General features: G+C 54.1%; 30 protein-coding genes and 1 pseudogene. 19 read left to right on the top strand and 12 right to left on the bottom strand.

What is annotated here, in order from left to right; translation table 11 throughout:
• Positions 1-98 precede the first annotated feature (98 nt).
• Positions 99-851: an NAD-dependent epimerase/dehydratase family protein gene (locus tag ACXKZG_RS16635; RefSeq protein WP_134823645.1), complete on the bottom strand. Its 753-nt coding sequence runs from the start codon at positions 849-851 to the stop codon at positions 99-101.
• Between the two features lie 143 nt (positions 852-994).
• Positions 995-1,891, bottom strand: a complete 897-nt coding sequence (locus tag ACXKZG_RS16630) for a LysR substrate-binding domain-containing protein (RefSeq protein WP_488876280.1) — start codon at positions 1,889-1,891, stop codon at positions 995-997.
• A gap of 87 nt (positions 1,892-1,978) precedes the next feature.
• Between ACXKZG_RS16630 and ACXKZG_RS16625 the strand changes: the two genes are divergently transcribed.
• Positions 1,979-2,281 carry a carboxymuconolactone decarboxylase family protein gene (locus ACXKZG_RS16625; protein WP_041691938.1) on the top strand — a complete coding sequence of 101 codons (303 nt, stop codon included), beginning with the start codon at positions 1,979-1,981 and terminating at the stop codon, positions 2,279-2,281.
• Positions 2,282-2,286: 5 nt separating this feature from the next.
• Entirely contained in the window at positions 2,287-2,673 is a 387-nt protein-coding gene (locus tag ACXKZG_RS16620) for a tautomerase family protein (RefSeq protein WP_013201195.1), read from the top strand.
• 114 nt (positions 2,674-2,787) lie between these two features.
• On the opposite strand, the gene ACXKZG_RS16615 is transcribed toward ACXKZG_RS16620, so the two are convergent.
• Positions 2,788-3,543 carry a DeoR/GlpR family DNA-binding transcription regulator gene (locus ACXKZG_RS16615; protein ID WP_338570323.1) on the bottom strand — a complete coding sequence of 252 codons (756 nt, stop codon included), beginning with the start codon at positions 3,541-3,543 and terminating at the stop codon, positions 2,788-2,790.
• Between the two features lie 86 nt (positions 3,544-3,629).
• Here ACXKZG_RS16615 and ACXKZG_RS16610 point away from each other — a divergent pair, with 86 nt between their 5' ends.
• Positions 3,630-4,229, top strand: a complete 600-nt coding sequence (locus ACXKZG_RS16610) for an NUDIX hydrolase (protein ID WP_013201197.1) — start codon at positions 3,630-3,632, stop codon at positions 4,227-4,229.
• Positions 4,222-4,584 (top strand): TIR domain-containing protein, encoded by a 363-nt coding sequence (locus tag ACXKZG_RS16605; protein ID WP_053146332.1) that lies wholly within the window; start codon positions 4,222-4,224, stop codon positions 4,582-4,584. Before ACXKZG_RS16610 ends, ACXKZG_RS16605 begins: the two co-directional genes overlap by 8 nt.
• A gap of 107 nt (positions 4,585-4,691) precedes the next feature.
• Here ACXKZG_RS16605 and ACXKZG_RS16600 read toward each other — a convergent pair whose 3' ends face one another.
• From ACXKZG_RS16600 to ACXKZG_RS16585, 4 genes and pseudogenes are all read right to left on the bottom strand, one after another.
• Positions 4,692-5,240, bottom strand: a complete 549-nt coding sequence (locus ACXKZG_RS16600) for a glyoxalase superfamily protein (RefSeq protein ID WP_013201199.1) — start codon at positions 5,238-5,240, stop codon at positions 4,692-4,694.
• A 183-nt stretch (positions 5,241-5,423) separates the two neighbouring features.
• Positions 5,424-5,834, bottom strand: a complete 411-nt coding sequence (locus ACXKZG_RS16595) for an ASCH domain-containing protein (protein ID WP_488875168.1) — start codon at positions 5,832-5,834, stop codon at positions 5,424-5,426.
• 375 nt (positions 5,835-6,209) lie between these two features.
• Positions 6,210-6,398 (bottom strand): annotated as a pseudogene (locus ACXKZG_RS16590) (GNAT family N-acetyltransferase); the annotation flags it as partial.
• 61 nt (positions 6,399-6,459) lie between these two features.
• A complete protein-coding gene (locus tag ACXKZG_RS16585) occupies positions 6,460-7,248 on the bottom strand; it encodes a sulfite exporter TauE/SafE family protein (RefSeq protein ID WP_013201201.1) in 789 nt (262 codons plus the stop codon).
• Between the two features lie 107 nt (positions 7,249-7,355).
• Between ACXKZG_RS16585 and ACXKZG_RS16580 the strand changes: the two genes are divergently transcribed.
• Positions 7,356-8,123 (top strand): AraC family transcriptional regulator, encoded by a 768-nt coding sequence (locus ACXKZG_RS16580; protein WP_488875167.1) that lies wholly within the window; start codon positions 7,356-7,358, stop codon positions 8,121-8,123.
• A 22-nt stretch (positions 8,124-8,145) separates the two neighbouring features.
• On the opposite strand, the gene ACXKZG_RS16575 is transcribed toward ACXKZG_RS16580, so the two are convergent.
• Positions 8,146-8,616, bottom strand: a complete 471-nt coding sequence (locus tag ACXKZG_RS16575; RefSeq protein ID WP_488875166.1) for a GNAT family N-acetyltransferase — start codon at positions 8,614-8,616, stop codon at positions 8,146-8,148.
• A gap of 121 nt (positions 8,617-8,737) precedes the next feature.
• Complete coding sequence (locus tag ACXKZG_RS16570) at positions 8,738-9,379, bottom strand: GntR family transcriptional regulator (protein ID WP_488875165.1); 642 nt, start codon at positions 9,377-9,379, stop codon at positions 8,738-8,740.
• 68 nt (positions 9,380-9,447) lie between these two features.
• On the opposite strand from ACXKZG_RS16570, the gene ACXKZG_RS16565 reads away from it, so the two are divergent.
• From ACXKZG_RS16565 to ACXKZG_RS16550, 4 genes are all read left to right on the top strand, one after another.
• Positions 9,448-9,933, top strand: a complete 486-nt coding sequence (locus ACXKZG_RS16565) for an OsmC family protein (RefSeq protein WP_346565811.1) — start codon at positions 9,448-9,450, stop codon at positions 9,931-9,933.
• A gap of 301 nt (positions 9,934-10,234) precedes the next feature.
• Entirely contained in the window at positions 10,235-10,915 is a 681-nt protein-coding gene (locus ACXKZG_RS16560; protein WP_013201206.1) for a type 1 glutamine amidotransferase domain-containing protein, read from the top strand.
• A gap of 136 nt (positions 10,916-11,051) precedes the next feature.
• On the top strand, positions 11,052-11,807 hold the full coding sequence (locus tag ACXKZG_RS16555) for an alpha/beta fold hydrolase (RefSeq protein WP_488875164.1): 756 nt from the start codon (positions 11,052-11,054) through the stop codon (positions 11,805-11,807).
• A 79-nt stretch (positions 11,808-11,886) separates the two neighbouring features.
• Complete coding sequence (locus ACXKZG_RS16550; RefSeq protein ID WP_041692234.1) at positions 11,887-12,492, top strand: TetR/AcrR family transcriptional regulator; 606 nt, start codon at positions 11,887-11,889, stop codon at positions 12,490-12,492.
• A gap of 65 nt (positions 12,493-12,557) precedes the next feature.
• On the opposite strand, the gene ACXKZG_RS16545 is transcribed toward ACXKZG_RS16550, so the two are convergent.
• Positions 12,558-13,187 carry a response regulator transcription factor gene (locus ACXKZG_RS16545; protein WP_488875163.1) on the bottom strand — a complete coding sequence of 210 codons (630 nt, stop codon included), beginning with the start codon at positions 13,185-13,187 and terminating at the stop codon, positions 12,558-12,560.
• A 406-nt stretch (positions 13,188-13,593) separates the two neighbouring features.
• On the opposite strand from ACXKZG_RS16545, the gene ACXKZG_RS16540 reads away from it, so the two are divergent.
• The 4 genes from ACXKZG_RS16540 to ACXKZG_RS16525 all read left to right on the top strand — a co-directional run bounded on the left by ACXKZG_RS16540 (position 13,594) and on the right by ACXKZG_RS16525 (position 18,945).
• On the top strand, positions 13,594-14,946 hold the full coding sequence (locus ACXKZG_RS16540; RefSeq protein ID WP_488875162.1) for an MFS transporter: 1,353 nt from the start codon (positions 13,594-13,596) through the stop codon (positions 14,944-14,946).
• Positions 14,924-16,267: an enolase C-terminal domain-like protein gene (locus tag ACXKZG_RS16535; RefSeq protein ID WP_488875161.1), complete on the top strand. Its 1,344-nt coding sequence runs from the start codon at positions 14,924-14,926 to the stop codon at positions 16,265-16,267. The genes ACXKZG_RS16540 and ACXKZG_RS16535 overlap by 23 nt, the downstream gene beginning before the upstream one ends.
• 9 nt (positions 16,268-16,276) lie before the next feature.
• Positions 16,277-18,652 carry a beta-propeller fold lactonase family protein gene (locus tag ACXKZG_RS16530; protein ID WP_488875160.1) on the top strand — a complete coding sequence of 792 codons (2,376 nt, stop codon included), beginning with the start codon at positions 16,277-16,279 and terminating at the stop codon, positions 18,650-18,652.
• A 164-nt stretch (positions 18,653-18,816) separates the two neighbouring features.
• The gene (locus ACXKZG_RS16525) at positions 18,817-18,945 is read left to right on the top strand and encodes a hypothetical protein (RefSeq protein ID WP_256372207.1); all 129 of its coding nucleotides are present in this window, start codon (positions 18,817-18,819) and stop codon (positions 18,943-18,945) included.
• A gap of 20 nt (positions 18,946-18,965) precedes the next feature.
• Here ACXKZG_RS16525 and ACXKZG_RS16520 read toward each other — a convergent pair whose 3' ends face one another.
• The gene (locus tag ACXKZG_RS16520) at positions 18,966-19,277 is read right to left on the bottom strand and encodes a hypothetical protein (protein ID WP_013201213.1); all 312 of its coding nucleotides are present in this window, start codon (positions 19,275-19,277) and stop codon (positions 18,966-18,968) included.
• 125 nt (positions 19,278-19,402) lie between these two features.
• Complete coding sequence (locus tag ACXKZG_RS16515) at positions 19,403-19,555, bottom strand: hypothetical protein (protein WP_167738400.1); 153 nt, start codon at positions 19,553-19,555, stop codon at positions 19,403-19,405.
• A gap of 316 nt (positions 19,556-19,871) precedes the next feature.
• Here ACXKZG_RS16515 and mqo point away from each other — a divergent pair, with 316 nt between their 5' ends.
• From mqo to lldD, 6 genes are all read left to right on the top strand, one after another.
• Complete coding sequence (gene mqo / locus ACXKZG_RS16510; protein ID WP_013201214.1) at positions 19,872-21,524, top strand: malate dehydrogenase (quinone); 1,653 nt, start codon at positions 19,872-19,874, stop codon at positions 21,522-21,524.
• Between the two features lie 169 nt (positions 21,525-21,693).
• Positions 21,694-21,792, top strand: coding sequence for a YoaK family small membrane protein (locus tag ACXKZG_RS16505; RefSeq protein ID WP_141653825.1), 99 nt, complete (start codon positions 21,694-21,696; stop codon positions 21,790-21,792).
• Positions 21,793-21,864: 72 nt separating this feature from the next.
• Positions 21,865-22,227 carry a hypothetical protein gene (locus ACXKZG_RS16500; RefSeq protein WP_488875159.1) on the top strand — a complete coding sequence of 121 codons (363 nt, stop codon included), beginning with the start codon at positions 21,865-21,867 and terminating at the stop codon, positions 22,225-22,227.
• Between the two features lie 209 nt (positions 22,228-22,436).
• Positions 22,437-22,871, top strand: coding sequence for a 6,7-dimethyl-8-ribityllumazine synthase (locus tag ACXKZG_RS16495; RefSeq protein WP_013201216.1), 435 nt, complete (start codon positions 22,437-22,439; stop codon positions 22,869-22,871).
• Between the two features lie 195 nt (positions 22,872-23,066).
• Entirely contained in the window at positions 23,067-23,822 is a 756-nt protein-coding gene (gene lldR / locus ACXKZG_RS16490) for a transcriptional regulator LldR (protein ID WP_488875158.1), read from the top strand.
• Positions 23,823-23,831: 9 nt separating this feature from the next.
• Entirely contained in the window at positions 23,832-24,977 is a 1,146-nt protein-coding gene (gene lldD, locus ACXKZG_RS16485; protein ID WP_346599457.1) for an FMN-dependent L-lactate dehydrogenase LldD, read from the top strand.
• Positions 24,978-25,049 lie beyond the last annotated feature (72 nt).

Below are 25,049 nucleotides of genomic sequence, written 5' to 3'. Positions count from 1 at the left end.
GATGACGCGTTCAGGTAAAGAAGGTTGTGACTGCGTATATCGGCCAATCGGCCCACAACCTTTAATGAAACCTTTATCGGGCTACGGGCGTGATCCGGTTAGCGGAAAAGCTCCGGCCCGGGATAAAACTCACGGAAGGCATCATCGACCGGCTGGTAACCCAGCACCTTGCGGGTCTCGGACAGATCGAATCGCTTAAAGCGGTTATCCGAAATGCCGTAGCCGATAAAGAAGGTTATATCCCTGGCTTCAATCGCGCAGGTGATGAGCTTCACGGCATCTTCCGGGCTGAGCCAGGCGCTGTAGTCGCGGGCATTGTTGAGCGCATCCGCATGTCGGGTTTCAAAGGCGCCGATCCTGAGCGCGACAGATGACAGGCCATGTTGAGTGGCATAAAAAGAACAGAGCGCCTCGCCGTAGCATTTGGTGACGCCATACAGATTGGCCGGCGCGACGGCCATACCCGGAGAGATTTGCACGTCAACCGGATATCCTTCAATGGTCTGGGCACTGCTGGCAAAAACAAAGCGACGACATGTGGTGGCTGCCGCCGCTTCCAGCAGCCAGGTGATGGAGAGGATGTTGGCCGGCAAGAGCTGTTCGAATTCCGCATCGGCGTCTGGAATCCCGGCCAGGTGCACGATCGCATCAGGTGGCTCAGCGGACAGCAGTTTTGCAGCCGCACCCGGCGTCGACAGATCCGCGGCAATAAACCGGTGAGGTGATTCAATCTCATAGTCCGGTACGTTCCGGTCAGTAAGAATAAAGTTATAGGTCTCGCGCATCTTATTAAAATAGGTGCGCCCAATACGGCCGCTGGCACCTGTAAGCAGAATTGTTTTTACCGTCATCGTGCCGGATCCCTTGTTTCGTTAATCCATCATCGGGCTGATACCAAACGAGTTTAGCTCGGTCATGGCGGTCTGTAAGTCTGAGCCGCATGGAATTATGGCAAACAATCCGCCGTGATGAAGGTCAGGGATAAAAGTAATCTTTACTTCACGCTGAGCAGAGCCTGCTCCATCAGGTGTCCCAGTACCGTCCGCGCGTCAGCATTCGCTTCATTCCGTTGTCCCTGTTGTAGCGTAATCCCCAGGTTCCCCGGCGAAGGCAAAATGCTGCCCGTCACGCGCAGACTATCCGGCATCCCCACGCGCGTTCGCACGGTAATCCCCAGTCCTGCCTGAACCGCCGCCCAGATACCGCTCAGGCTGTGGCTGACAAATACCACCCGCCAGGGAATGCCAGCCCGGTCCAGGCAGGCGAGGGCAGGTGTGCGCATCAGGCACGGGCTATCAAACATCACCAGCGGCAAGGGTTCGCCATGCTCCAGCAGCGTGCTGACGTCAAATTCTGCATGCTGTATCCACTCAAGCGGGAAGTGGCTAATCAGTTTGCCCTCACGCTGTGCGTTCGCCGGCTGCCATAACAGCGCCATATCCAGAGCGTTGTCATCAAGCGCATTGAGCAGCGCCTGGTTGCGGTCCACGCGGGCAATAATCCGCATTCCCGGATGGTGGCGTGTAAACTCGCCGAGGATGCCGGGCATCAGCGACTCGCCAAAGTCTTCCTGCAACCCAATGCGGATTTCCCCCTGTAACAGCTCGCCTTTCACTGCACGCTGCGCCTCATCATTCAGCGCCAGCAGACGACGGGCATAACCCATTAAGATTTCTCCGTTAGGGGTTAGCATCAGATGGCGTCCGTTCTTAACCACCAGTTCGGCGCCGCATTGATGTTCCAGTTTCTTAAGCTGCGCGCTGACTGCGGAGGTGGAACGACAAAGCCGGGTTGCCGCCAGCGCAAAACTGCCGCACTCAATGCCGGTCACAAAGCTGCGCAGGGCATCGAGATCCAGGGTCAGACTTAACTTTTCCATAATCATCCTGATAAACGGGACTTATGATCGCGTTTAATTTGATTTTCAGGATGAAAGTATTTCGTCAGACTCGCTTCACTGTCAATAAGGAGAAAGATGATGGCGAAATCCCTCAATCGGGAAACCCTGGCAAAGCTGGCGCCGAAGCTGGCCGAACTGAGTCAGGAGATCCTTTTCAATGATATCTGGAAACGTGAAGCGCTGACGCCGCGCGAACGCAGCCTGCTTACGCTGGGTGCGCTGACAGCGCTGGGCCGCGTGCAACAGTTACCCTGGCATATCGATTTCGCGCAACAAAATGGCCTGACGCGTGAACAGATCGTCGAAGCCTTCACGCACCTGGCATTTTACGCTGGCTGGCCAGCCGCAGTTTCTGCCCTGACCTGTCTGGAAGAGGAATAACAGAGATGCCTTTTACGCGAATCATATTGCGCCAGGGATACAGCCACGTGCAGATAATGCAGATCTCCGACATCCTGCAACAGAGTCTTGAGCAGGAGTTTGCCGTGCCGCCCCGCGATCGCTTTCAGGTTTTCGAAGAATTGCCTGCCAGACTCCGCGTGTTTGACCGCCATTATAAAAGTGGCGGACGTAGCGATAATTTTATTCAGTTTCATATCCTTGCGGGCAGGCCGCGTTCATTTGCACAAAAGCAAAACCTGAGCCGCGTATTGTGCGACAGGCTGCACGGTGGCCTGAATATTGATCCGGATGATGTGATGATAATGATTCAGTTTAACAGCGCCGAGGAGTGGAGTTTCAGTCAGGGGCGGATGCTGTCTGAAGAGCAATGACGATCGCCATACAACCAGGCTGGTGGGGAATGATGGCGTTAGTTAGCGCGAATTTTTCTGCGCTAAAACTAATCCAGGCCGTTCATTGCCGGAACACCCTGCAAGGTCGTGCAATTACGCTTTCATCACCGTGACGCCTTTTTCTTCAATGCTGCGAACCCAATTCTCATCGGCTGCGCTATCCACCACGATCGTGTCGATCAACCCGAGGTCACCAATAACAAAGGGTGACGCGGCGTTGATCTTTTCAGGAGAGACCAGCACGACCGTTTCTGCCGCTCTGCCGGAAAATGCACGTTTGATGCACGCTTCTTCGTAATCACCGGTGGTTAATCCCGCCTCGGCATGGACGCCGGTGACACCCATAAAGAAAATATCGGCCTGAATTTTGCCAATGCCTTCGATAGTGGCCGCGCCAACGGTTACAACTGAGTGTTTGAACAGCCGTCCGCCAATCAAAATCACCTCAATTGAAGGGTGCTCAATGAGCCCAAGAGCAATGCTCGGGCTGTGCGTAACCACGGTGATGCGCAGGTCATCAGGGAGACAGGCAATGAGTTCTGAGGTGGTGGTGCCGCCATCAATAATCACCACCTGGCCTGAAGAGATCAGTTCTGCCCCTTTTTGCGCAACCTTCCTTTTAGCATCAGTTTTTAATGACTTACGCTCGGAAAATGTGGCGGTGGCTGAAGATGAAGGCAGCGCACCTCCGTGCACACGCTGCAAACGGCCTTCCGCGGCAAGCTCGCGTAAATCACGCCGAACGGTGTCTTCTGAGACCTCAAAGCGAACACTCAGATCCTTCGAGAGCACCTGTCCTTCCTTCAGAAGCTGTTCAAGGATGCGTTGTTTCCGTTGGCTGGTGAGCATGTCATTATTCCTGGTTTGCACGATATTGCTTGAATTTGCACGAGTGTGCTGCTTATGATGATAATCCTACGTATGGAGGAGGGAGTATGCAACCAAAACGTGCAGAAGTACGGATCGTCGACGAAAAAATTCTTTCCGATGATTGGTATTCTTTAAAGAAATACACCTTTGATATTCAACGGCGAAACGGTGACTGGCAGCAACAAACGCGTGAGGTCTACGATCGGGGCAATGGCGCCACCGTACTGCTCTATAACCGTGAGCGGGAAACGGTAATCCTGACTCGTCAGTTTCGTTTTCCGGTATTTATGAATGGTCACGAGGGTTATCTGATTGAAGCAGCGGCCGGTCTGCTGGATAACATGGACCCTGAAAGACGCATAAAAGCGGAGGCCGAAGAAGAAACAGGTTTCAAAATTTCTACGGTACAGAAAGTGTTTGAAGCCTATATGAGTCCGGGTTCGGTTACCGAAAAACTCTACTTCTACATTGCTGAATATGATGCAGGCGATAAAACCAGCGCGGGCGGTGGAATAGAGGCTGAAGGGGAAGACATTGAAGTGCTGGAAATGCCCCTGAAAGACGCGCTTGCCGCAGTCGAAAATGGCCTTATCGTTGATGGTAAAACCATCATGTTACTTTATCACGTGGCATTAAAAGTCATTTTACGAGGTTACGATGAATAAGCAGCTGATTATTATCGCGGGTCCATACCGTAGTGGAACCGAAGGAAAACAAGCGCTGATTGACGCTAATCTTGCCCGTCTGGAAAAGGCCGCGCTGGAGGTTTATCAACGAGGACACATTCCGGTCATCGGCGAATGGCTGGCGTTACCGTTGGCGAAAGCCGCAGGTTCAGAATCTATCGACGATGAAATAGGTGAGGCGATGATCTATCCGGTCGCGCACCGGCTTATCACCAAGTGTGATGCCCTGTACCGTATTGCAGGCGCTTCAAAAGGCGCCGATATGGATATCGAAATAGCACGGAAACACGGGCTGGCAATTTATACTCGAATTGAAGATATCCCCTTAGCCTGATTGAGTCGTTCAACAACGCCTGTAGCTAAAGCGGGCAGGGCTAAGTTCATGCCTGGTTTAATAAGGGGAAAGCGCAGGTGGCGATCCCCACATTTACTCACTACGAATTAGCTTTGACAGAAGCGCAGCCGGTTGCCAAACGGATCATAGACTTCCATCACATCGCCCCAATCTTGCTGCACTATTTCCGGGCGGCCGTACCCATATTGTTTACCGTGTAGTTCATCTCTGAACGACGCAATATTCTGCATCGGGATAAATATCGTTGCGCCGGGGCTGGCGTCACCATGATGTTCAGAAAGGTGTAGCTGCAAACCCTCGCGGACAATGCCCATATACAGGGGTAAGTTCGGCTCGAACCGGTGTTCAAATTCGACGCTGAACGACAGGAATTCAAGATAGAACTCACGGGCTTTTCGCTCATCAAAGCTGCGCAGAATAGGGATGGGTTTACTGAATTGAATCTCTGAGGGAGTGATATGCAGGGGTTCTGCCGTCTGAGAGGGCAGCGTTGCAACAGCGGTGTTCCAGTCGCGATAGCCCAACTGGTGTGAAACTGTTTCGAGTGCGGTGGCATAAGAAATCTTTTGATCGCGCAGCTCAAGTGAAGCTTTTAGCTTTGCGGCCATGTTTTTGGCCTGCTCGATAGATAGCATCTTATCTCCAGTCGTCAGGAATTGAGGGGGCTCGCATTACCACATCCCGACCATCAAGAGTTATTTAATCAATGAGGTTGAGCACTAACATGCTTTCACCATTTCCTTTAAGGAAGCGAGCGGCAGGCAGCGTGTGGTTGTTGGATGTTGTGGTAAAGATGCGTGACGGCAAGGTTTTCGTGATTACAGAATTTCACTCACCACAAACTCTTCTGCCACAAGCTCCATATCGTCAGAGAAAAAGCCAGCCCTTGTGAAAAAAGCCTTATGCTCTCTTCTCCAGTATTCGAGGCTTAAATCTCCTTCCCCCTCTTTCCTGGCAAACTCTTCAGTCACTTCAGAGAAACGTACCAGCCGAAGCGAAACTAATCGGATAACACATACCGGCGTGCCTTGTCCGTCCAGGACAATATTATAACTGCCTATTTTTGGTGAAGGTTCGTCTGCCTGGAATGAGGCAAGCGAGCCGCATGATGCGGTTTTAACCCCTTTAACAACTAAGCTTGCAAGCTCGTTTGCCATCTCAGGATTGTCCCCGAACGACCATGCTTGAGCATCCGGATATTTCGCGTTTAGCTCATCAATTAAACTCATTTTAAAATCCTTTTATCACCGTGAGTTGAGGGCTGAATTTAGCACGGTTTAACGGGTGGTGAACTTTGGGTAGACGCGAGATGCATAGATAAATGGAATTGGCTTTTCTGTTACTCACAAAGCACGGTGTACCCACACCCCAATCGGATACAGCAAATACAGAAAGATGGCGATTTGCATCCCTCTTATAAGCCAGCGGGCGTGCCGCCACTGGTGACGTTCTTTCTGATTGGCTTGTTGAATACTTTTTTGTATCTGATCCTGAGCTGTCATAACGTCGTCCTGAACGGGTGAGTCGGGTCATTACCTGAATTTTTAGCATAGCGATATAGATGCATACAGCAAGTTGTCTTGAGGGTATTAAACTGATTTTTATACGCCAACCAGTAATCCGTCTGCATAAAAGCCTGATAGTTTTTCACCGGGTTTATCGAAGCGGTTTTGCCCGTTAAGCCAGTTATCTTCCAGCCTGCGCAGCATGTTAAATCCAGCGGCGATACTTTCCGCTTTCAACTCCAGGAAACCGCTGTAGTCCGGGGTAATATCCTCGATGGTGACATTCATCAGTAATGCCCTTCTGTTTTAAGTTTGCGGACGATGATCTGAATGTTGCATCAGGCGTACTTTAGATCAGCATCGCCAGCAGGACCACGCACAGTAGCAGCACATAAACGCGCGCATGCCAGATATCCGGTACCGCGGGGATGTTGCTGCGGCTAAATACACTACCCGCCCAACCGGTTAAAACCAAAACAGCTAATATTTTCAGGTTGATGAAGCCAAGATATCCGCTTGCCGGCATGTGATGCCAGCCGCTTATCGCGTAGGTCGTTGCACCGCAAAGCGCCACCGGCAGTGAAAGCGGGTTGGCGGCACTGATGCAATCGCGCATCGTGTGGCCGTGTCGGCGCAACAACGGCACCGTCATCACGCTGCCGCCCAGGCCCAATAATGCGGCAATCATCCCAATCAGTACACCGCCGCCCGTTACGGTTACAGGCGCTAAACGTCGGGGGGCGCTGCCGCCAATGAATCCTTTGCGCAGCAGGCAATCAGCAATCGCCACCACCATATAGACAATAAACAAGCCGCGAATCAGCGCCTCGCCGATCGTTCCTGCCAGCCATGAACCGGCTACCGCCCCAATGGCGATAAACCCTAACAGCGGAAAAAGAATTTGTGATGAAAGCTTACCCGCGCGCCAGTTGCGATAGCTGACCCAGCCCGCGTTAAAAATCATCACCGCCGTCGAGGTGGCCACGGCGATATGCAACGCATTACCCGCAACATCGGGCTGGCGCAGCAATAACTGGTAGACAAACGGCACCACCACAAAGCCACCGCCGAAGCCAAACAGCACGGTAGTGATGCCGGTGGTAAAACCGGCCAGTGCAATAATAACAATATCGTTCAAGGGAATGTCCTGATGGGAAATAATGCAGCAGCTTACCGTGCTGGCGACTCACTTCCCATTTGCGCAACGCTCGATTACCCTTGCAAATCGGTCAGAAGGGGGCAGATGTGCGCAACGGAAAAATTGACGATTACGATCATCTGGATCGTGACGTGGTATCGCTCGGCAATGACTATGCGCAGGGATTTATCCTGCCGCACCATCAGCATCGCCGCGCGCAGCTGTTGTATGGCGCAACCGGGTTGATGCACGTATCCACTCTTGACGGGGAATGGGTGGTGCCGCCGCAGCATGCGGTGTGGATCCCGCCTGAAACGCTACATGCCGTCAAGTTTGTCGGCGTCAGCACGCGCAGTATCTATATCGAACCTGCCTGCGCGGCCGCGTTAAATAAAAACAGCCGCTGCGAAGCGATCGGCGTATCGCCACTGTTGCGGCAGTTATTGCTGGAAGCGGTGGATATGCCGCCGCTGTATGACAGCGAACGCGACAGGGCGGTGATTAGGTTGATGTTGCTGGAACTGGCGGCAATGCCGGTACGCGAGTTTGATATTCCCCTGCCGCAGCAGCCTGCACTATTGGCGCTTTGTCAGGCTTTTTTAATCGCGCCAGCCATCCACGATCCGGCCGAGCGCTGGGCCAGCGCGCTGTTTATGAGCGCCAGCACCTTTCGCCGCCATTTTCTGCAGCAGCTCGGCATGTCATTTTCTGCATGGCGTCAGCGAGCCTGTGTGGTCAGCGCGTTGGCATTATTGATAACCGGAAAGTCGGTCAAGGAAGTGGCATTGTTACTGGGTTATGACAATGGCTCATCCTTCGCAACGATGTTCCGCCGCGTTACCGGGCAGGCACCTTCACATTATCATCCGAACTAATTGCTGGCGCATCGCAGCGGCTTTATGACTGCTGTTTTTTTCCATCAAGGTAAATATCAGGACGGGTGATGGTCCACGCATAATTTTCTTTATTGACGGGTGCATAGCCTAACTTCTCATAAAGCCATGGCGCCGTGCTTGTGAATAACACAATCCTGCGAAGCTGCTCAAAAACGGGATGGTTATGAATGCATTCCATCAGCCATCTTCCCAGCCCATCCCCTTGATATTCGTCCAGCACGTAGACATCGCACAGATAAGCGAAGGTGGCGTAGTCCGTAATCAGACGCGCAAAACCAATCTGCGATTGATGGTGATACATGCCAAAGTTGAGGCTGTTATCTATTGAAGCAGAGACGATGTCGGGAGTAATGCCTTTAGCCCACGTTGACCGCGTCAAATACTGATGCACGGCCGATACATCCAGCTTCTCTTTGTCCGTGCTAACGAGATAGTCATTTTCACGCCATTCATGTATTGCTGAAATGCTCACGCTAATGTCTGCCAGGAAGATGTCGGGGAAATTAAACCTATCATAAAATAAGCAAACCAGACGTTAAAAATCGCGTAGGCTCTGTTGCGATAATTTTTTAACTGACAGAAGCCTCTTTCGATTACCGATTGGCAATATAGCTTTTCAGAACCTGTCCGGCTGAAAGTATATGTTCAACGGTACGGTCGCGCGCAGCAGCGGGATCGTCTTCCAGACAGGCCTTTAAAATAAGCGCATGTTCATCCTGAAACTTAGCCGTTTCCGACAGCAATCGATGCTGTAAGTGCTCATATCTCTCTACCTGCTCGCGTAGTTCAGTAATCATCTTCAGCAGGCGTTGATTTTTACAGCGCCGATAAAGCAGTTCATGAAATTCCCGATTGTACTGTCCCTGCAACGTTGATTCCGTCGCGCTACCCAGAAGCTTGTGCACAAGCTCTGCGCGCGTAAGGGTTTCGGCATCCATGTTTTGCACGCTCTGGAAGATTGCATCGCCTTCCAGCAATGCCCGAAGTGGGTAAATTTCGTCAACGTCGCTGGCAGTAAGGGTTCTGACAACGGCTCCCCGGTTTCGGTAAACGTCTACCAAACCTTCCCGCTCAAGTTTCTGGATCGCTTCTCTCAGCGGGATGCGGCTGACAGAAAACTGGCTGGCGAGGTCTCTTTCAACAAGGCGATCGCCATCCCGCAACGCGCCGGTGTTAATTAAAATTTTAAGCTCACGGGCAAGCATGTCCGCAGTTGAAAAGATAACCGTACTCATAAACCTTCTTTACCTGGTCGCTAAATGGTATACCATTATGCCACATTCAACGCCGGAGCGTGAAATTTATGCAACACACCTATTCGTCACACCTGTCCTGGACGGGAAATCTGGGGACCGGGACATCGGGTTACCGTTCTTATGCCCGCACATGGGACATTTCAGCCGCTGGGAAGGAAATCATTCATTGCTCTAACGATCCGCTACTGGGTGGCGACCCCGGTAAAATGAATCCGGAAGATCTGCTGATATCGTCTCTTTCTGCCTGTCATATGCTGTGGTATTTGCATCTGGCGTCGGATGCTGGCATCACCGTGCTGGAATACGAGGACTCACCGCAAGCAACGGGTGAGGTTTTAAAGAGTGGTGCAGGCCGCTTCATATCAGCAATTCTCAAACCCAAAATTACTGTGGTAGCCGGTACAAATATTGATGCTGCAACGGCTATTCACCATGAAATCCATAAAGTGTGCTTTATTGCCAGGTCAGTAAATTTCCCGGTGACCTGTGAGCCTGAATTTATCCTCTCTGATGACGTGCATTCTTCGGAGTAGGGCCCGGTATGAACAACGCCGCTTTCTAAAGGGTTTGGATTTTCCTGAAAACGGCGATATGGCTTTTAACGGATGTTTCCTCTTTGCCAGAGGCTCTTACTGCACCTTCCAAAGAGCTCTCGCAGCCCCTTCCAAAAAGCGCCAGTCACACCCCTTCGAAACCTTTTTGAAAAAACCTATAGACGACTGGTCTAATTGTTGTTAGTTTAACGCCATCGCACCGATATGCGGTCGACATTTACCCCATTACAAGACGACTGGTCTAATTCAGTCGGCCAACCTAACTTGCAGGAGAGTAACGATGAAAATTCTTATGGTCTTAACCTCACACGACAAACTGGGTGATACCGGACGTAAAACCGGCTTCTGGCTGGAAGAGCTGGCCGCGCCTTACTATGCCTTTAAGGATGCCGGCGCCGAAGTCACGCTGGCTTCACCGAAAGGCGGCAACCCACCGTTAGACCCGAAAAGTAATGAACCGGATTTCCAGACTGACCAGACCCACCGCTTTGAAGCTGACGCCGCGGCTGTGGCCCAACTGGCTGCAACGGTCCGTCTCGACAGCGTGTCATCCGCAGATTACGACGCCGTTTTCTATCCAGGTGGACACGGTCCGCTGTGGGACCTGGCTGAAGATAAACACTCCATCAGCCTGATCGAATCTTTCCTCGCGGCGAACAAGCACGTTGCACTGGTATGTCATGCGCCAGGCGTGCTGCGTCACGTTAAAACGCCAGCGGGAAAACCACTGGTCGAGGGCCGCAAGGTCACCGGATTTACTAACAGCGAAGAAGAAGGGGTAGGGCTGACCCAGATTGTGCCTTTCCTGGTTGAAGACGAGCTGATCGCCAAAGGCGGGATCTATTCCAAAGGGGAAGACTGGGGTTCATATGTGGTGAGCGATGGCCTGCTGATCACCGGGCAAAACCCAGGATCTTCGGCCGCAACTGCAGCCCAGCTGATTAAGCAATTAGGTGCATAAAGGGTAATCACGCCGGAGGGGCGCCGGTTCAGCGCCCCACGGCAAAGGATTATCCCGCACGGTCCATCAACTTATCGGGCTATCAGACGGTCTTTCAGAGCGTCTGGCTCAACGTCACCATTGAAGGAAAATCATCATGTTTAAAAAATCTTTGACCACGCTGGCATTAAGTCTGGCCTTGTCTGTCTATGCGCAGTCGTCTGTGGCTGAGCCGGTAAAAAACATTGTTTTGGTTCACGGGGCTTTTGTTGATGGATCGGGCTGGAACCCGGTGGCGCGCATTCTGGATAAAGCGGGCTATAAGGTGTCGATAGTTCAGGAGCCGCAAACCTCACTGGCGGATGATGTTGCGGCCACCCGGCGCATTCTGGCACTACAACAGGGAAAATCGTTGCTGGTGGGCCATAGCTACGGCGGGATGATCATCAGTGACGCGGGAAATGAGGCTTCTGTCGCGGGGCTGGTCTATATCGCTGCGTTTCAGCCTGAGCAAGGCGACTCCTTGCTGAGTCTGGCAAAACAAATGCCGGCAGCCGCCCAGTCAATTACCGAAACAGCGGATCACTTCCTCTATATCAAACCGGAAAACTTCCACGCTGACTTTGCGGCAGATTTACCCGTTAAAGAGACGGATTTATTGGCGCGTTCCCAGGTGATGCCTGCCGTCGCCGCATTTACGGCTGCCGCCGGCGTTCCTGCCTGGAAAACCAAGCCAAGCTGGGCGGTTGTTGCCACCCAGGACAGGGCGATTAATCCCGAATTAGAGCGCTTCATGGCGAAACGTGCTCACAGCACCGTGACGGAACTAAAGGGCAACCACGCCATTTATGCCTCACAGCCGGAAAAAATTGCGGCAGTGATTGAAAAAGCGGCGGAGAGTTTATCCCGGTAAACAAAGAGTAAGCCTGCGAGGCGCTAACAGCGCTAACCTGTCTATAGACGACTGGTCTAGCCCCTGATAAATTATGCCGATGAATACGACAACTTCACTCCATAACCATGAAATCCGCGATCACATCCTAGCTACCGGCCAGCGCATTATGGCCGGTAAAGGATTCTCTGCCGTCGGATTGAATGAAATACTCAAAGATGCCGGTGTGCCAAAAGGCTCTTTCTACCATTACTTTGGTTCGAAGGAAGCGTTTGGCGTGGATATGTTGAGCCACTATTTTGATGACTATCTGGCGGATATCGACAGAACGCTGGGCCAGCCGGGTCTGACGATGGCGCAGCGACTGATGAACTACTTCCAGCAGTGGCAGGCGTCGCAGTCATTTTCTGATTGTCAGGGTAAATGCCTGGCGGTGAAGCTGGGGGCTGAAGTTGCCGACCTGTCGGACAGCATGCGCTTAGCATTGGATGCGGGCACGTCTGGCATCATCTCACGCCTGTCGGAAGCGTTAGAAACAGGTGTCGCCGAGGGATCGCTTGCCATCGACGAGCCGCCTCGCACCGTGGCAGAAAGCCTCTATCAGCTTTGGCTGGGCGCAAGCGTCATGGTCAAGATTGTTCGACATACCGGCCCGTTCGACTCAGCCATGATCACCACCCGAAAAATTATTCATATCACCCCTTAACCGGGGGATATGCCTTCGTTAAGGTTCTTATCCCTTCTCAACGCCACGCGCACACCCGACCTTGTCTATTTTATTCTCTGCAACATATCGAGTTTGAATAGTTTGTTGTGCAGTTCAACAACGTTGCGGCAGCCCAGCTTCTTCATGATGTTTTGTTTGTGGCTGCTGATGGTTTTATTGCTGCGCGAAACAATCGGCGCTATTAGCTTGTTGGTTTTTCCGCGGGCCATCAGTTCAAGCAGCCTGAACTCTAATGGCGTCAGCGTTTTGTGCTCGTCCTGATTATATTTCCATACCATCGCTTGTGAAGAGCTGTTAAAAGGATGCCCGCTGGCACCGGCAAATATGCATGCAGCCAACTGCTGGACGCTGTCATTTTTCATCACCATATTGCAGTGCGGAACATGTTGCAGAACGTACTTTATCAGCACCGGGTCAGCGATTTGGGTGAATATAATCAGCCGGATATGTGGCCAGCGCAGGTTAAGCTGCGTCAGGAATTTTACGCTGCGGAAGAAGGTATCCTTGCTGGTGGCCAGTTCGGCGATCACCACCTGAACTGAGTGAATTTCGAGGGTAAATTCAAGCTCAGTCATGTCCGGGCAGCAGAATGTGCGGATATCCCTGGCCTCAAAATAATCAGCGATGCCTTTGCAGCAAAAGGCATCACTGTCGAGCACGGCAAGTGTAAACATGGCGAGGACTCCGTGACAGTAGGTCCCGTCATTACACCCCTAAGATTAAGGGCCAGGAATCAACCATTACTGAAGATGTTGTAAGGCCTTTCCGAGTTTGGTTTAAGCACGTTTTTTTGTTAGATACTCCGTAATGAACTCTGATGACAAGCCAGACACAGGTTCAAGGTATTCGATCTCATATCGCTCACGATTGTTTAGCCGTTTTAGCCTGGACGTTGCCGGTATTCCCCCAGTGAGCCAGCGCACAAACCGGGACTAAAGTCTCCGACAATAATTAACATAACAGCATGATTTGTAACAAGTGCAGGGCATTTGCCTAACTGTTATCGGGCAATGTCACATAGGCGCGGGTCAACTCTGCTGGGTATACCTATAGCGGTGCTCTTAACCCTACAGGTGACGCATGACCCAACAACACGCTGAATTATCAGCCGATCACGACGCGCATATCGCGTCTGCCATCGGCAAGTTCTTCCGCCGCATCATCCCGATCCTGGCCGTGATGCTTATCGTTAACCAGATTGACCGCGCCAACATTGGCTTTGTTAAGGCCGAATTGCAAACCGATGCCGGCATCAGCGCCGCCGCGTTTGGCCTGGGCGCTGGGCTGTTCTTTATCGGCTATGCGCTGTTTGAAGTGCCAAGCAATATGATGCTGAAAAAAGTCGGCGCACGGGTGTGGCTGACGCGCATCATGATCACCTGGGGTCTGGTGGTGGTGTTGACCGGCTTCGTCAGCACGCCGCTGCATTTCTATCTGCTGCGCTTCCTGCTTGGCGTTGCCGAGGCGGGCTTCTTCCCGGGCGTACTGTTCTATTTTCGTCAATGGGTGCCGAATGCCTGGCGAGGACGCGCGACGGCGATGGTGCTCAGCGCGACCGCCAGCGCCTTTCTGTTCTCCGGCCCGCTGACCGGTGCCATCCTGATGATGCACGATTTTGGCGGCATCGCAGGCTGGAAATGGGTGATGTTTCTGGAAGGCGGCGCGTCGATAGTCATCGGTTTGCTGGCGGCCATGGTGCTGGTGTCGAAACCGGACGGGGCGAAATGGCTGAGCAGCGCGGAGAAACAGGCGCTGGCGCAGCAGCTGGCGCTGGAAGATGCCGCTCGTGAAGAGCATGCGGTAACCCAGGGCCGCTGGGGATTAATTACCGACCGCAGCCTGTTAACGTACTGCCTGATCTTCTTCACCATGACCATGACCGGCTACACGCTGGTGTTCTGGCTACCGCAAATTATTCAACGCATTCAGGGCTTCAACAGTTTTGAAACCGGACTGCTGACCGCCGTTCCGTGGCTGTTCGCCATTGTGGCGCTGTTTCTGCTGGGCAAAGCCACCGACCGCTATCGCCATATGCTCGATAAAGGGCTGGGTATCGCCATGCTGATCGCCGCCTGCGGCACCTTTATGGCCACGCTGGGCACGCCATGGTTTGGTTTTGTGGCGATGATTGTTGCCTGTATTGGCTCCAAGGTCAGCGCCGCCTTCTTCTGGCCGATGCCGCAAAGCGAATTGCCGTCATCGATAGCTGCCCCCGGCATTGCGCTGATCAACTCCATTGGCAACCTTGGCGGATTCTTTGCGCCAACGGTGTTCGGCTACCTCGAAATGCATACCGGCAGCACCACCGGCGGGCTCTACGCGCTGACCAGCGTCTCCGTCGTGACCGGCCTGTGGCTGCTGCTGCGTCGCAAACCTGTTCCCCCGGCATTTGGTCATACGGAGACAAACCATGTCAGACAGTCCAGTCATTAAATCGATGCGCATCGTGCCGGTTGCCGGTTACGACAGCATGTTGCTGAATATTGGCGGTGCCCATAACTGCGTTTTTACCCGCATTATCGTGATCCTCACCGATTCTGCCGGACACACCGGCGTTGGCGAAACGCCCTGTCATGCCTCAACCCTGCAGTTGCTGGCGCAGTTTCGCCCGCTGATTGAGGGCAGTTCGCTGCTGCGGCTGAACGCGACGCTAAGCCAGCTGTTCAGCAGCGACGCGCGTCAGCAGCAAACCTCGCATACCAACGACATTCATATTCCGCAGATGAATCCGGAGAAGTTTTATAACGCCGCCGCCGCTATCGAAGCGGCGTTGCTGGATCTGCAAGGCAAGCTGTTTAACCTGCCGGTGGCGGATCTGCTGGCCAGTGGCAAGCAGCGCGATCGTATTCCGGTGCTGGGCTATCTGTTCTATATCGCCGACCGCAAGCTGACCAATATGCATTATCGCTCGGGCGATAATGAGCAGGATGGCTGGTTCCGCCTGCGGCATGAAGCGGCGATGGACAGCGCCGCCGTGGTGCGGCTGGCCGAAGCGGCGGTTGAGCAGTACGGCTTTCGCGACTTCAAACTGAAAGGCGGCGTGCAGGCGGGCGAAGTGGAAGTTGAAACGGTTGAAGCGCTGCTGTCGCGTTTCCCCGAGGCGCGGGTGACCGTCGATCCCAACGCCAGCTGGTCGCTGGAGGAAGCGATTCGCTTTGGTAAACAGCTGGCCGGTAAGGTGCCCTATCTGGAAGATCCGTGCGGTGCAGAGCAGGGCTATTCCGGTCGGGAAACGCTGGCCGAATTCCGTCGCGCCACCGGGGTGCCGGTTGCCACCAATATGATCGCCAACGACTGGCGACAGCTGCATCATGCGCTGCAACTGAATGCCATCGACATTCCGCTCGCCGACCCGCACTTCTGGACGATGCGCAACGCCAACGTGGTGGCGCAGCTGTGCAACGAATGGGGACTGACCACCGGCTGCCACTCCAATAATCACTTTGATATCTCGCTGGCGATGGTGGCACACCTTGGCGCAGCGGCACCGGGCGATCGTCAGACCGCCTTTGATACCCACTGGATTTGGCAGGATGGTCAGCAGCTGACGCGTCAGCCGCCGCAGATCCGCGATGGCTACCTGAAATTACCGCCGGGCCCCGGACTGGGCATTGAGTTGGATATGGAACGCGTTGAGCAGGCGCATGCGTTGTATAACGCGCTGCCGGATAAGAATCGCAACGATGCGTTGGGAATGCAGTTTTTGATCGACAACTGGCGCTATGACGCCAAACGACCGTCACTGGTACGCTAAGGAATAAGCATGCAGAAAATAATACGTGCAGCGGCGGTGTTAGCGTCGATCGCCGCCAGCGCGCCAGTGATGGCGCAAACCTTTGTCTACGTTTCGGAAGCCGATGATGGCACCATCGCACGCTACGCGCTGAATGAGCAAACCGGTGCGCTTAACCTGCTGGGACGCACCAAAACCGCCGGCAAAGTGATGCCGATGGCGCTGAGTGCCGATCGTACCCAGCTCTATGCGGCCATCCGCAGTAAACCGCTGCAGCTGGAAAGCTGGCATATCGACAGCAAAACCGGCGATCTCAGCCCGTCCAGTTCGGTTAACGCCGCCGCCAGCTATCCCTATATCAGCACCGACCCGCAGGGGCGTTTTCTGCTGGGCGCGTCCTATGATGGCGACGTGGTGCACGTCTACCGGCTCGCCAGTGACGGCAAGGTGATTGCGCCGCCGGTTGGCAGCTTCAAGACCGGTCACGCGGCCCACTCGGTGATTGTCGATGCCCGTGGGGAAAATGCCTACGTTGGCAATCTCGGCACCGATCGGGTGCTGCAGCTGAAGTTAAGCGCTACCGGCGAGCTGACGGCCCTTGGCAACGGCTATGTCAAAACGGCCGCTGAAAATGGCCCGCGCCATTCGGTGCTGTCGCCGGATAATCGCTACCTCTACAACATCGGCGAGATGGGCGGAATCATCACCCAGTTCCGCCGTGAAGCCAGTGGCGAGCTGGTAAAAGTGGCGGAGACGCCGAATGCGGTGGCCGAAAAACACCATCTGGAACATGGCAAAGAGCGCCCGGCAAACTACAGCGATCCCACGCCGCGCATCTGGGCCGCCGATATCCGCCTGACGCCGGATGGCCGTTTTCTGTATGTTAGCGAGCGGACCAGCAGCACCATCAGCGGTTATCGGGTGAATAAGGCCGACGGCAAGCTAACGCTGATTGATAGCTGGCAGGTTGAGAAACAGCCGCGCGGTATGGCGATTACCTCCGACGGTCGCTGGCTGATTGCCAGCGGGGAGAAGAGTACGGTTACCGGCAGTTATGCCATCGATCCGCAAAGCGGGGCGCTTAAGCGCGTCGGTGAAGCACCAGCCGGCCGTGATGCGAACTGGGTGACGACGGTGACCTATGCGGAACACTGTACGCCGGAAGATTTTGGCGGCAAGGCGGATGGAAAAACGCTCAATACCACTGCCATCCAACAGGCGATTGACCAGTGCAGTCAGCGCGGCGGCGGAACGGTTCAGCTGTCGCCAGGACGCTGGTTAAGCGGCCCGCTGCAATTGCAGAGCAATATTACGCTTCAGATTGATCAAGGCGCCACGCTGCAAGCCAGTAATCAGGAAGGAAAATTTGTTAACGCCTTTATTGGCCATCCCGCCAGAGTGAATGAAGCCTTTATTTATGCCAGCAACGTCAACAACGTGGCGATAACCGGCGGCGGCATGCTGGATGGCGACGGTGAAAAAAGCTGGTGGCCGCAAGCATTGAAAATCCGCGCAGAGGTGAGAGGAGGCAATCCTAAAGCCTTTACCGATCGCTTCCCTGGCATTCCGTTAGCCAACGGCGCACCGCGTCCGTGGTTTATCGAATTCAACAACGTCACCCACAGTAAGATCGAACAACTGCACCTGACCAATTCGCCGATGTGGAATATTGTTATCCGCAACAGCGCCGATATTACTGTGCATAACGTCAGGATTACCAATCCCGTCAGCTCGCCAAATACCGACGGCATGGACATCGTTTCCTCGCGCAATATCACCGTGTCAAATATGGATATTCATACCGGTGACGACAATATTGCCATCAAGTCCGGGCTGGTTAACGGCACGGCTGCCGCCTCGAAGGACATTACTATCGAGGATTCGGTGATGCGGGATGGCCACGGTATTTCTGTCGGCAGTGAAACCGCCAACGGCATCGGAAAAGTAACCATTAATCACGTCACCTTCCTGAATACCGAAAATGGCGTGCGCATTAAATCAGCCAGAGATCGGGGCGAGAATATCGGTCCGCTGATCGCCAGTCATCTCACCATGACCAATGTGGTGACGCCGGTGCTGGTGACCAACAGCTACAGCGGCCAGGCAGGCGCACAGGGCCACACGCTGACTCAGCCGATTGAAACGGCCGCGGTCACCGCCTCCACACCAAAAATGAAAGGGATACATATTTCCGACCTGATGGCGACGAAAGCCAGCTATGCGATGATTTTCAGTGGCCTGCCGGAATCACCTGTCGAAGACGTCACGCTGAATAACATTCGCATTGATGCGCAATATGGCGTGCAGGCAAGGTATGTCAGCGGGGAAGGGAAGAACATCACTCTCACCGTGAAGGAAGGCGAGACGCTGGCAAAAGGCCCGGATACCTCGCTGACACTAAACTGACCCGGCTTGCTCCTTCTGGACCCAATTCGTCCTAAAAGGAGCCGGTTTTTTCGCCAGAAAACAGCGTTGCACAAACTTTGAAACCATCCAGCTGACGCAGAGCATAGGGATATGCTGGATCTGGGGTTATCTTATGTGCAGGCATGTTGCCTGGAGGGGAGTTTATGAAGACAGTGATCGTGATATTAGCCTGCCTGGTGCTGTCCGGGTGTGGTGCAGGGATGGCTTCGCTGATTCCTTCCTCAGATGTGTGCCCGAACGGCATCGACAGCGTAACCGGGCAGTGCCGTTAAGAAAAACCGCCGTATCGGGATTAGCTGTGTTGGATCCTGATATCGGCGTCGGTCATTTTCCCCAGCAGTTGCTGTTCCGACACCAGCGGACGCCTGAAATCAACCGACTCGCCGGACAAACACACCGTGCGTAAATGGCGGTTACAGATAAACCAGATTTCATCCCGGTCATTCGAGAGAATGTAATACGCGTCGGAGGTTTCGGACGGATTGTAGCAACCCAACGCCCGGTAAGCCGTTTCGCTGTTGAATCCACTTTGCAGCGGAAGAGGGCGAGGACCGTTTTCCATTTCCTTCACCTTCAAATACAAGCCTTGTTCCAGCCAGAGCATAAGTCACCAATGGGTTTGCAGAAGTCCTGTAATTATAACCAGCCTCTCTCTGTTCACCCCGTCTGTGACGTTAATTGCCAACTCTGTCACAGACGAGACAAATTTATTGCCTTTAAAGCCGTTATTTACCGATCCTGGTAGGGATCTTTCTTGTGATCTTCACTGTCATCACGGGTTCGTGGGATCTCGCCATGTTCATTGGGATTATCTTTGGCAGGATGCTGGCCTTTCTCGTTGTCTTTTGGCTTTTTTTCATGCTCATGCGTTTTATCAGACATGCTTAACTCCTTCTTTTCCAGAAGTATTAAGAATAGACGATAAATGCCACAAATCTGGCTAAAACCCTACACTATTCACGGATATTGAGAGGGCGATCGATGAATAATTCACTCAGGCGAATTAAGGATAATTACCGCATTAACGCAAATTAATCTTGTAAACTTACGTAATAAGTTCAATGCCTTGAAATTGAACAGGTTTTAATTAAAGTAAGTAAAGAAAGCTTATTTGTAGTTAAAGGTATCTGTGATTTGTTAACAAAATTATTAAAATATTCCCCTAATTTTTTAATAATTGTTGAACTAAGTTACTCATATGTCGCAAACAAAAAAAGTTATTCCTGCTGTCTCGCTTCTGGCCCTGCTTGTCTGCTCCAGCGTTCACGCTGAAGAAACGGAAAAGACCGATGTCCTGCTGATTGGCGGCGGCATTATGAGTGCTTCTTTAGGCACCTTGCTGCACGACCTCCAGCCTGACTGGAAGCAGCTGATGGTTGAAAAACTGGATGGTGTTGCGCTCGAGTCCTCTAACGGCTGGAACAACGCCGGTACCGGTCACTCCGCCAACATGGAGCTGAACTACACGCCAGAGCGCCCGGACGGTTCCATTGATTACAGCAAAGCGCTGGAAATCAACGAAGCCTTTATGATCTCCCGCCAGTTCTGGACCACTCAGGTGCAGCGCGGCGTGCTGAACAATCCGCACTCCTTTATCAACTCCACGCCGCATATGAGCTTTGTCTGGGGTGACAAAAATGTCGACTTCCTGACCAAACGCTACAAGGCGCTGCAGGAAACCACGCTGTTCCAGGGAATGCAGTTCTCTACCGATCAGAACCAGATTAAGAAGTGGGCGCCGCTGATCATCGAAGGCCGCGATCCACAGCAGAAAGTGGCCGCGACCTGGACGCCAGTCGGCACCGACGTCAACTACGGTGAAATTACCCGTCAGCTGGTCGGCAGCCTGAAGAAGAACGACAACTTCAAGCTGGAAACCTCGACCGAAGCGACTGACTTCAAACGCAATGCCGATAACTCCTGGCACGTGACCGTGACCGATGTGAAAACCGGCAACACCCACGCCGTGGATGCGAAATACGTCTTTATAGGTGCCGGTGGCGGCGCGCTGAAGCTGCTGCAGAAAACCGGTATTCCGGAAGCAGACAACTATGCTGGCTTCCCGGTGGGCGGTTCATTCCTGGTGACTGAAAACCCGGACATCACCCGTCTGCACGGTGAGAAGGTTTACGGTCAGGCGTCCGTTGGCGCGCCGCCAATGTCCGTTCCGCACCTGGATGCGCGTTTCCTTGACGGTAAGCGTGTGGTGTTGTTTGGGCCGTTCGCCACCTTCTCCACCAAGTTCCTCAAGCAGGGTTCATTCCTCGATCTGCTGAGCACCACCACCACCAAAAACGTGATTCCAATGACCGACGTCGGTCTGGATAACTTCGACCTGGTGAAATACCTGATTGGTCAGGTGATGTTGAGCGATGACGACCGTTTTGCGGCGCTGAAAGAGTACTATCCTTCTGCCCGTAAAGAAGACTGGAAACTGATCCAGGCCGGTCAGCGCGTGCAGATCATCAAGAAAGATGCAGACAAGGGCGGCGTACTGAAGCTGGGCACCGAAATTGTCACCGACCAGCAGAAAACGCTGGCTGCGCTGTTAGGTGCGTCACCAGGCGCATCGACCGCTGCACCGATCTCGATCAACGTGATGAAAAAGCTGTTCCCTGAGCAGTTCAACTCGCCAGAATGGCAGAGCAAAATCCGCACCATCGTACCGAGCTACGGCCAGGAGCTGAATGGCAACGTGGCACTGACGCAGAAAGTGTGGAATGACACGGCTGCGGCACTGCAGCTGACCACGCCGCCGGTGATCAACATGAACAACGTTGATAAAGATGCGGTAACCAAACCTGCCGACCATAAATCTGTGGTCACTGGCCAGCACGATATGGCGCTGTAAGCCTGAGTGTCCTGAAGCCCCCAACGTCCGCGTTGGGGGCTTTTTCGTTTCTGGCATCTGGCGAAGGGAAGGCGGCGAAGTTTGCACCAGCCGTGGCCGGAGCCTGTGCTATCATCGCCGCGCGTGTTTCTGCTGCCCGTCGCGGGCGTTAATGATGAATGAGGAAATCATGAAAATTGGTTATTTATTCCCGGCTGCGGTGGGTATCGCAGGTGTCACTCTGCTGATCTGGTTTATCGCCAGCGGCGCGTGGATGCCGGGCGCGTAGCTCTCGGAATTATCCAGCGCCAAACCGGGGCTGACCTCTGCTACCCTATGGGAAGACATATAAGGGAGGCCTATGCGCACAAGAAATGCACTTTTGATTATCGCTTTGTCGGCAGTTTCACTGTCGGCTTCCGCTGCCGAATCGTTAACCTGCAGCCTGACGCACAGCGTGGAGTCTCCGGGACAGCAGCCTAAAGTCTCGGTGGTCAGCAAAAATTCTGCGGTGACCGATGAAGGCACCAGCTTCACCTTCTCCACCGATGGACAGAAGCGCATCACCAGCCCGGAGCTGCAGCCGCTAAAGACCGATGACGGTGAAACGGCGCTGGCTGCCAAGGTGAAAGATGTCACCTTCGTTAAGCTGAAAGACAGCTATGTGCTGCGCAACAAAAGCGAAAGCTACGTCTATTCGGACTGTAAGCCCGCCGCGAAGTAACCTCGTTTGTGACGCTCAAACAACCCAGCCACCGCGCTGGGTTTTTTATTGCCGCAGCCGCCTCAACGGGTCGGCTTAGTGCTATTTTTCCGTCACTTGCATATAACATTTTTGAAATGTTTTCGAATCAGGCTTTCCCATTGCCGCGGTGAGGCTTAAACTATCTGACTTTAGGGTGGTCATCGTCGCCCATTTGACAGGAGTAATGTATGGTTTCCCCGCTGAAGGTTGCATTTATTAAAGCCAACTGGCACGCCGACATCGTTAACCAGACGCTGGTTGGGTTCAAGAAAGAGATGGCCGCGCGTGACGTTGACTGCCAGATCACCGTGCTGGACGTACCCGGTGCCTTTGAGATGCCGTTGCTGGCACAGCGCCTGGCAAAACGGGGTGACGTTGATGCGATTGTTTGCGCCGCGCTGGTGGTTGATGGCGGCATTTACCGTCATGACTTTGTTGCTCAGGCGGTGGTGACTGGCCTGATGGATGTGCAGCTGGCCACCGACGTGCCGGTGTTCTCCGTCTCCCTGACGCCGCACAACTTCCAGCCCGCTGAAGAGTTCACCGGTTTCTACAGTGAGCACTTTATCAAGAAGGGCGCTGAAGCCGCCCGTGCCGTGTGCATGGTTGCCGAACTGAAATAAGCATTCCCGCCACACCGCAATGACGCCGGACGGAGAAATCCCCCGGCGTTTTTCATTTTTTGGTCCTACCAATTCTCCCATTCTGTGATCCCGCTTAGGCCCTGAACGCATCAGGTTACGCAATCGTTGCATTCAGGTTAGCGAAAGAGGAACAATCGCCCGGTCAAACGCCTTTTTTGGTAGGACCAATCAGCGATGAGCAACGAACTGCTGGTGGATCGTCTGCGGGACTTTATCCACCAAAATCACCTTCAACCGGGCGCACGTCTGCCTGCCGAACGTCAGCTGGCGCAGCAGTTTGGCGTCTCGCGATCCTCACTGCGGGAAGCGATTCAAACGCTCACCAGCCAGGGCGTCTTATTCAGCCGTCGCGGAGGCGGCACCTTCCTGCAACCCGAGACGGTGGACTGGAGCGAAGAGAGTCTGGTGATGCCGCTCAGCTCACTGCTGGCCGAGGACCCGGGCTATCGCTATGACGTGCTGGAAGCGCGCATGGCGATTGAAGCCAGCACCGCCTGGCACGCCGCCAGCCGCGCCACCGAAGAGGATAGGGCGCGGCTGAAAATGTGCTTCGAGGCGATGCAAACCATCTCCGATCGTGACGATCCCGATCTTGCCGCACACGCTGACGTGCGCTTTCACCTGGCGATTGCCGAAGCCTCGCACAATCTGGTGTTGCTGCAGGCGATGCGCGGCCTGTTCGATCTGCTGCAATCCTCAGTGATGCAAAGCCGCCAGAAGATGTTTACCCAGCCAGCCATTCTCGATCGGCTTTCCGCCCAGCATCAGGCCATCTACCGGGCAATTGTCGCCGGAGAGGCGGATGCTGCCCGCGACGCCACCCTTCACCATCTGGAGTTTGTTGCCCAGACTCTGCATGGCCTGACCGAGCAGGCGGCGCGACACGCCCGCAGCCTGCGTATTCCCGACATTAACCCGCAGCTTAAGTGAGGCACACCCGTGATTATCTCCTCCTCGAAAGACTACCGCGCCGCGGCAAAGGCCAAGATCCCGCCGTTTCTGTTTCACTATGCGGATGGCGGGGCCTACGACGAACACACGCTGCAACGCAACTGTGAAGACCTGGCCGATATCGCGCTGCGTCAGCGCATTCTGCGCAACATGTCCTCGCTGGACCTGACAACAACACTGTTTAACGAAACGCTGTCGATGCCGGTGGCGTTAGCGCCTGTCGGCCTGTGTGGCATGTACGCCCGGCGCGGGGAAGTGCAGGCCGCGCGCGCGGCGGATAAAAAGGGCATCCCGTTTACCCTGTCGACGGTCTCCGTGTGTCCGATAGAAGAAGTCGCGCCGGTGATGAACCGGCCGATGTGGTTCCAGCTGTACGTGCTGCGCGACCGGGGATTTATGCGCAATGCGCTGGAGCGTGCTCAGGCCGCGGGCTGTACCACGCTGGTGTTTACCGTGGATATGCCGGTGCCGGGCGCGCGTTACCGTGATGCGCACTCCGGGATGAGCGGTCCCAATGCGGCGATGCGCCGCTATCTGCAGTCGGTGACCCATCCGCAGTGGGCCTGGGATGTGGGTTTGCATGGGCGCCCGCACGATCTGGGCAATATCTCGGCCTATCGCGGCGAGCCGACCAATCTGCAGGATTACATCGGCTGGCTGGCGAATAACTTCGATCCGTCGATCTCGTGGAGCGATCTGGAGTGGATCCGTGACTTCTGGAAGGGGCCGATGATCATCAAAGGCATTCTGGATCCAGACGATGCGCGCGATGCGGTGCGCTTTGGTGCCGATGGCATTGTCGTTTCCAATCACGGCGGTCGCCAGCTGGATGGCGTGCTCTCGTCGGCGCGGGCGTTACCGGCGATTGCCGATGCGGTCAAAGGCGATCTGACCATTCTGGCCGATGGCGGCGTGCGCAGCGGGCTGGACGTGCTGCGCATGCTGGCGTTGGGGGCGGACACCGCATTGATTGGCCGCGCGTTCCTCTATGCGCTGGCCACCGACGGCGAGGCGGGCGTGACCCATCTGCTCAACCTGTTTGAGAAAGAAATGCGCGTGGCGATGACCCTCACCGGCGCCCGTTGCATCGCTGAGATCACCCGCGATTCGCTGGTTGCGGCGGCGAAACAATAGTCAGCCTGCGAATAAAATCAGCAACAGGGGACAGAAGTCCCCTGTATTTTTTTCTTCTTCTGCCGATAACCC

Source organism: Erwinia sp. 2186, assembly GCF_057812255.1.
Note: the sequence above shows the minus strand (reverse complement) of the source record. Positions and strands in the feature narration are given on the sequence as shown.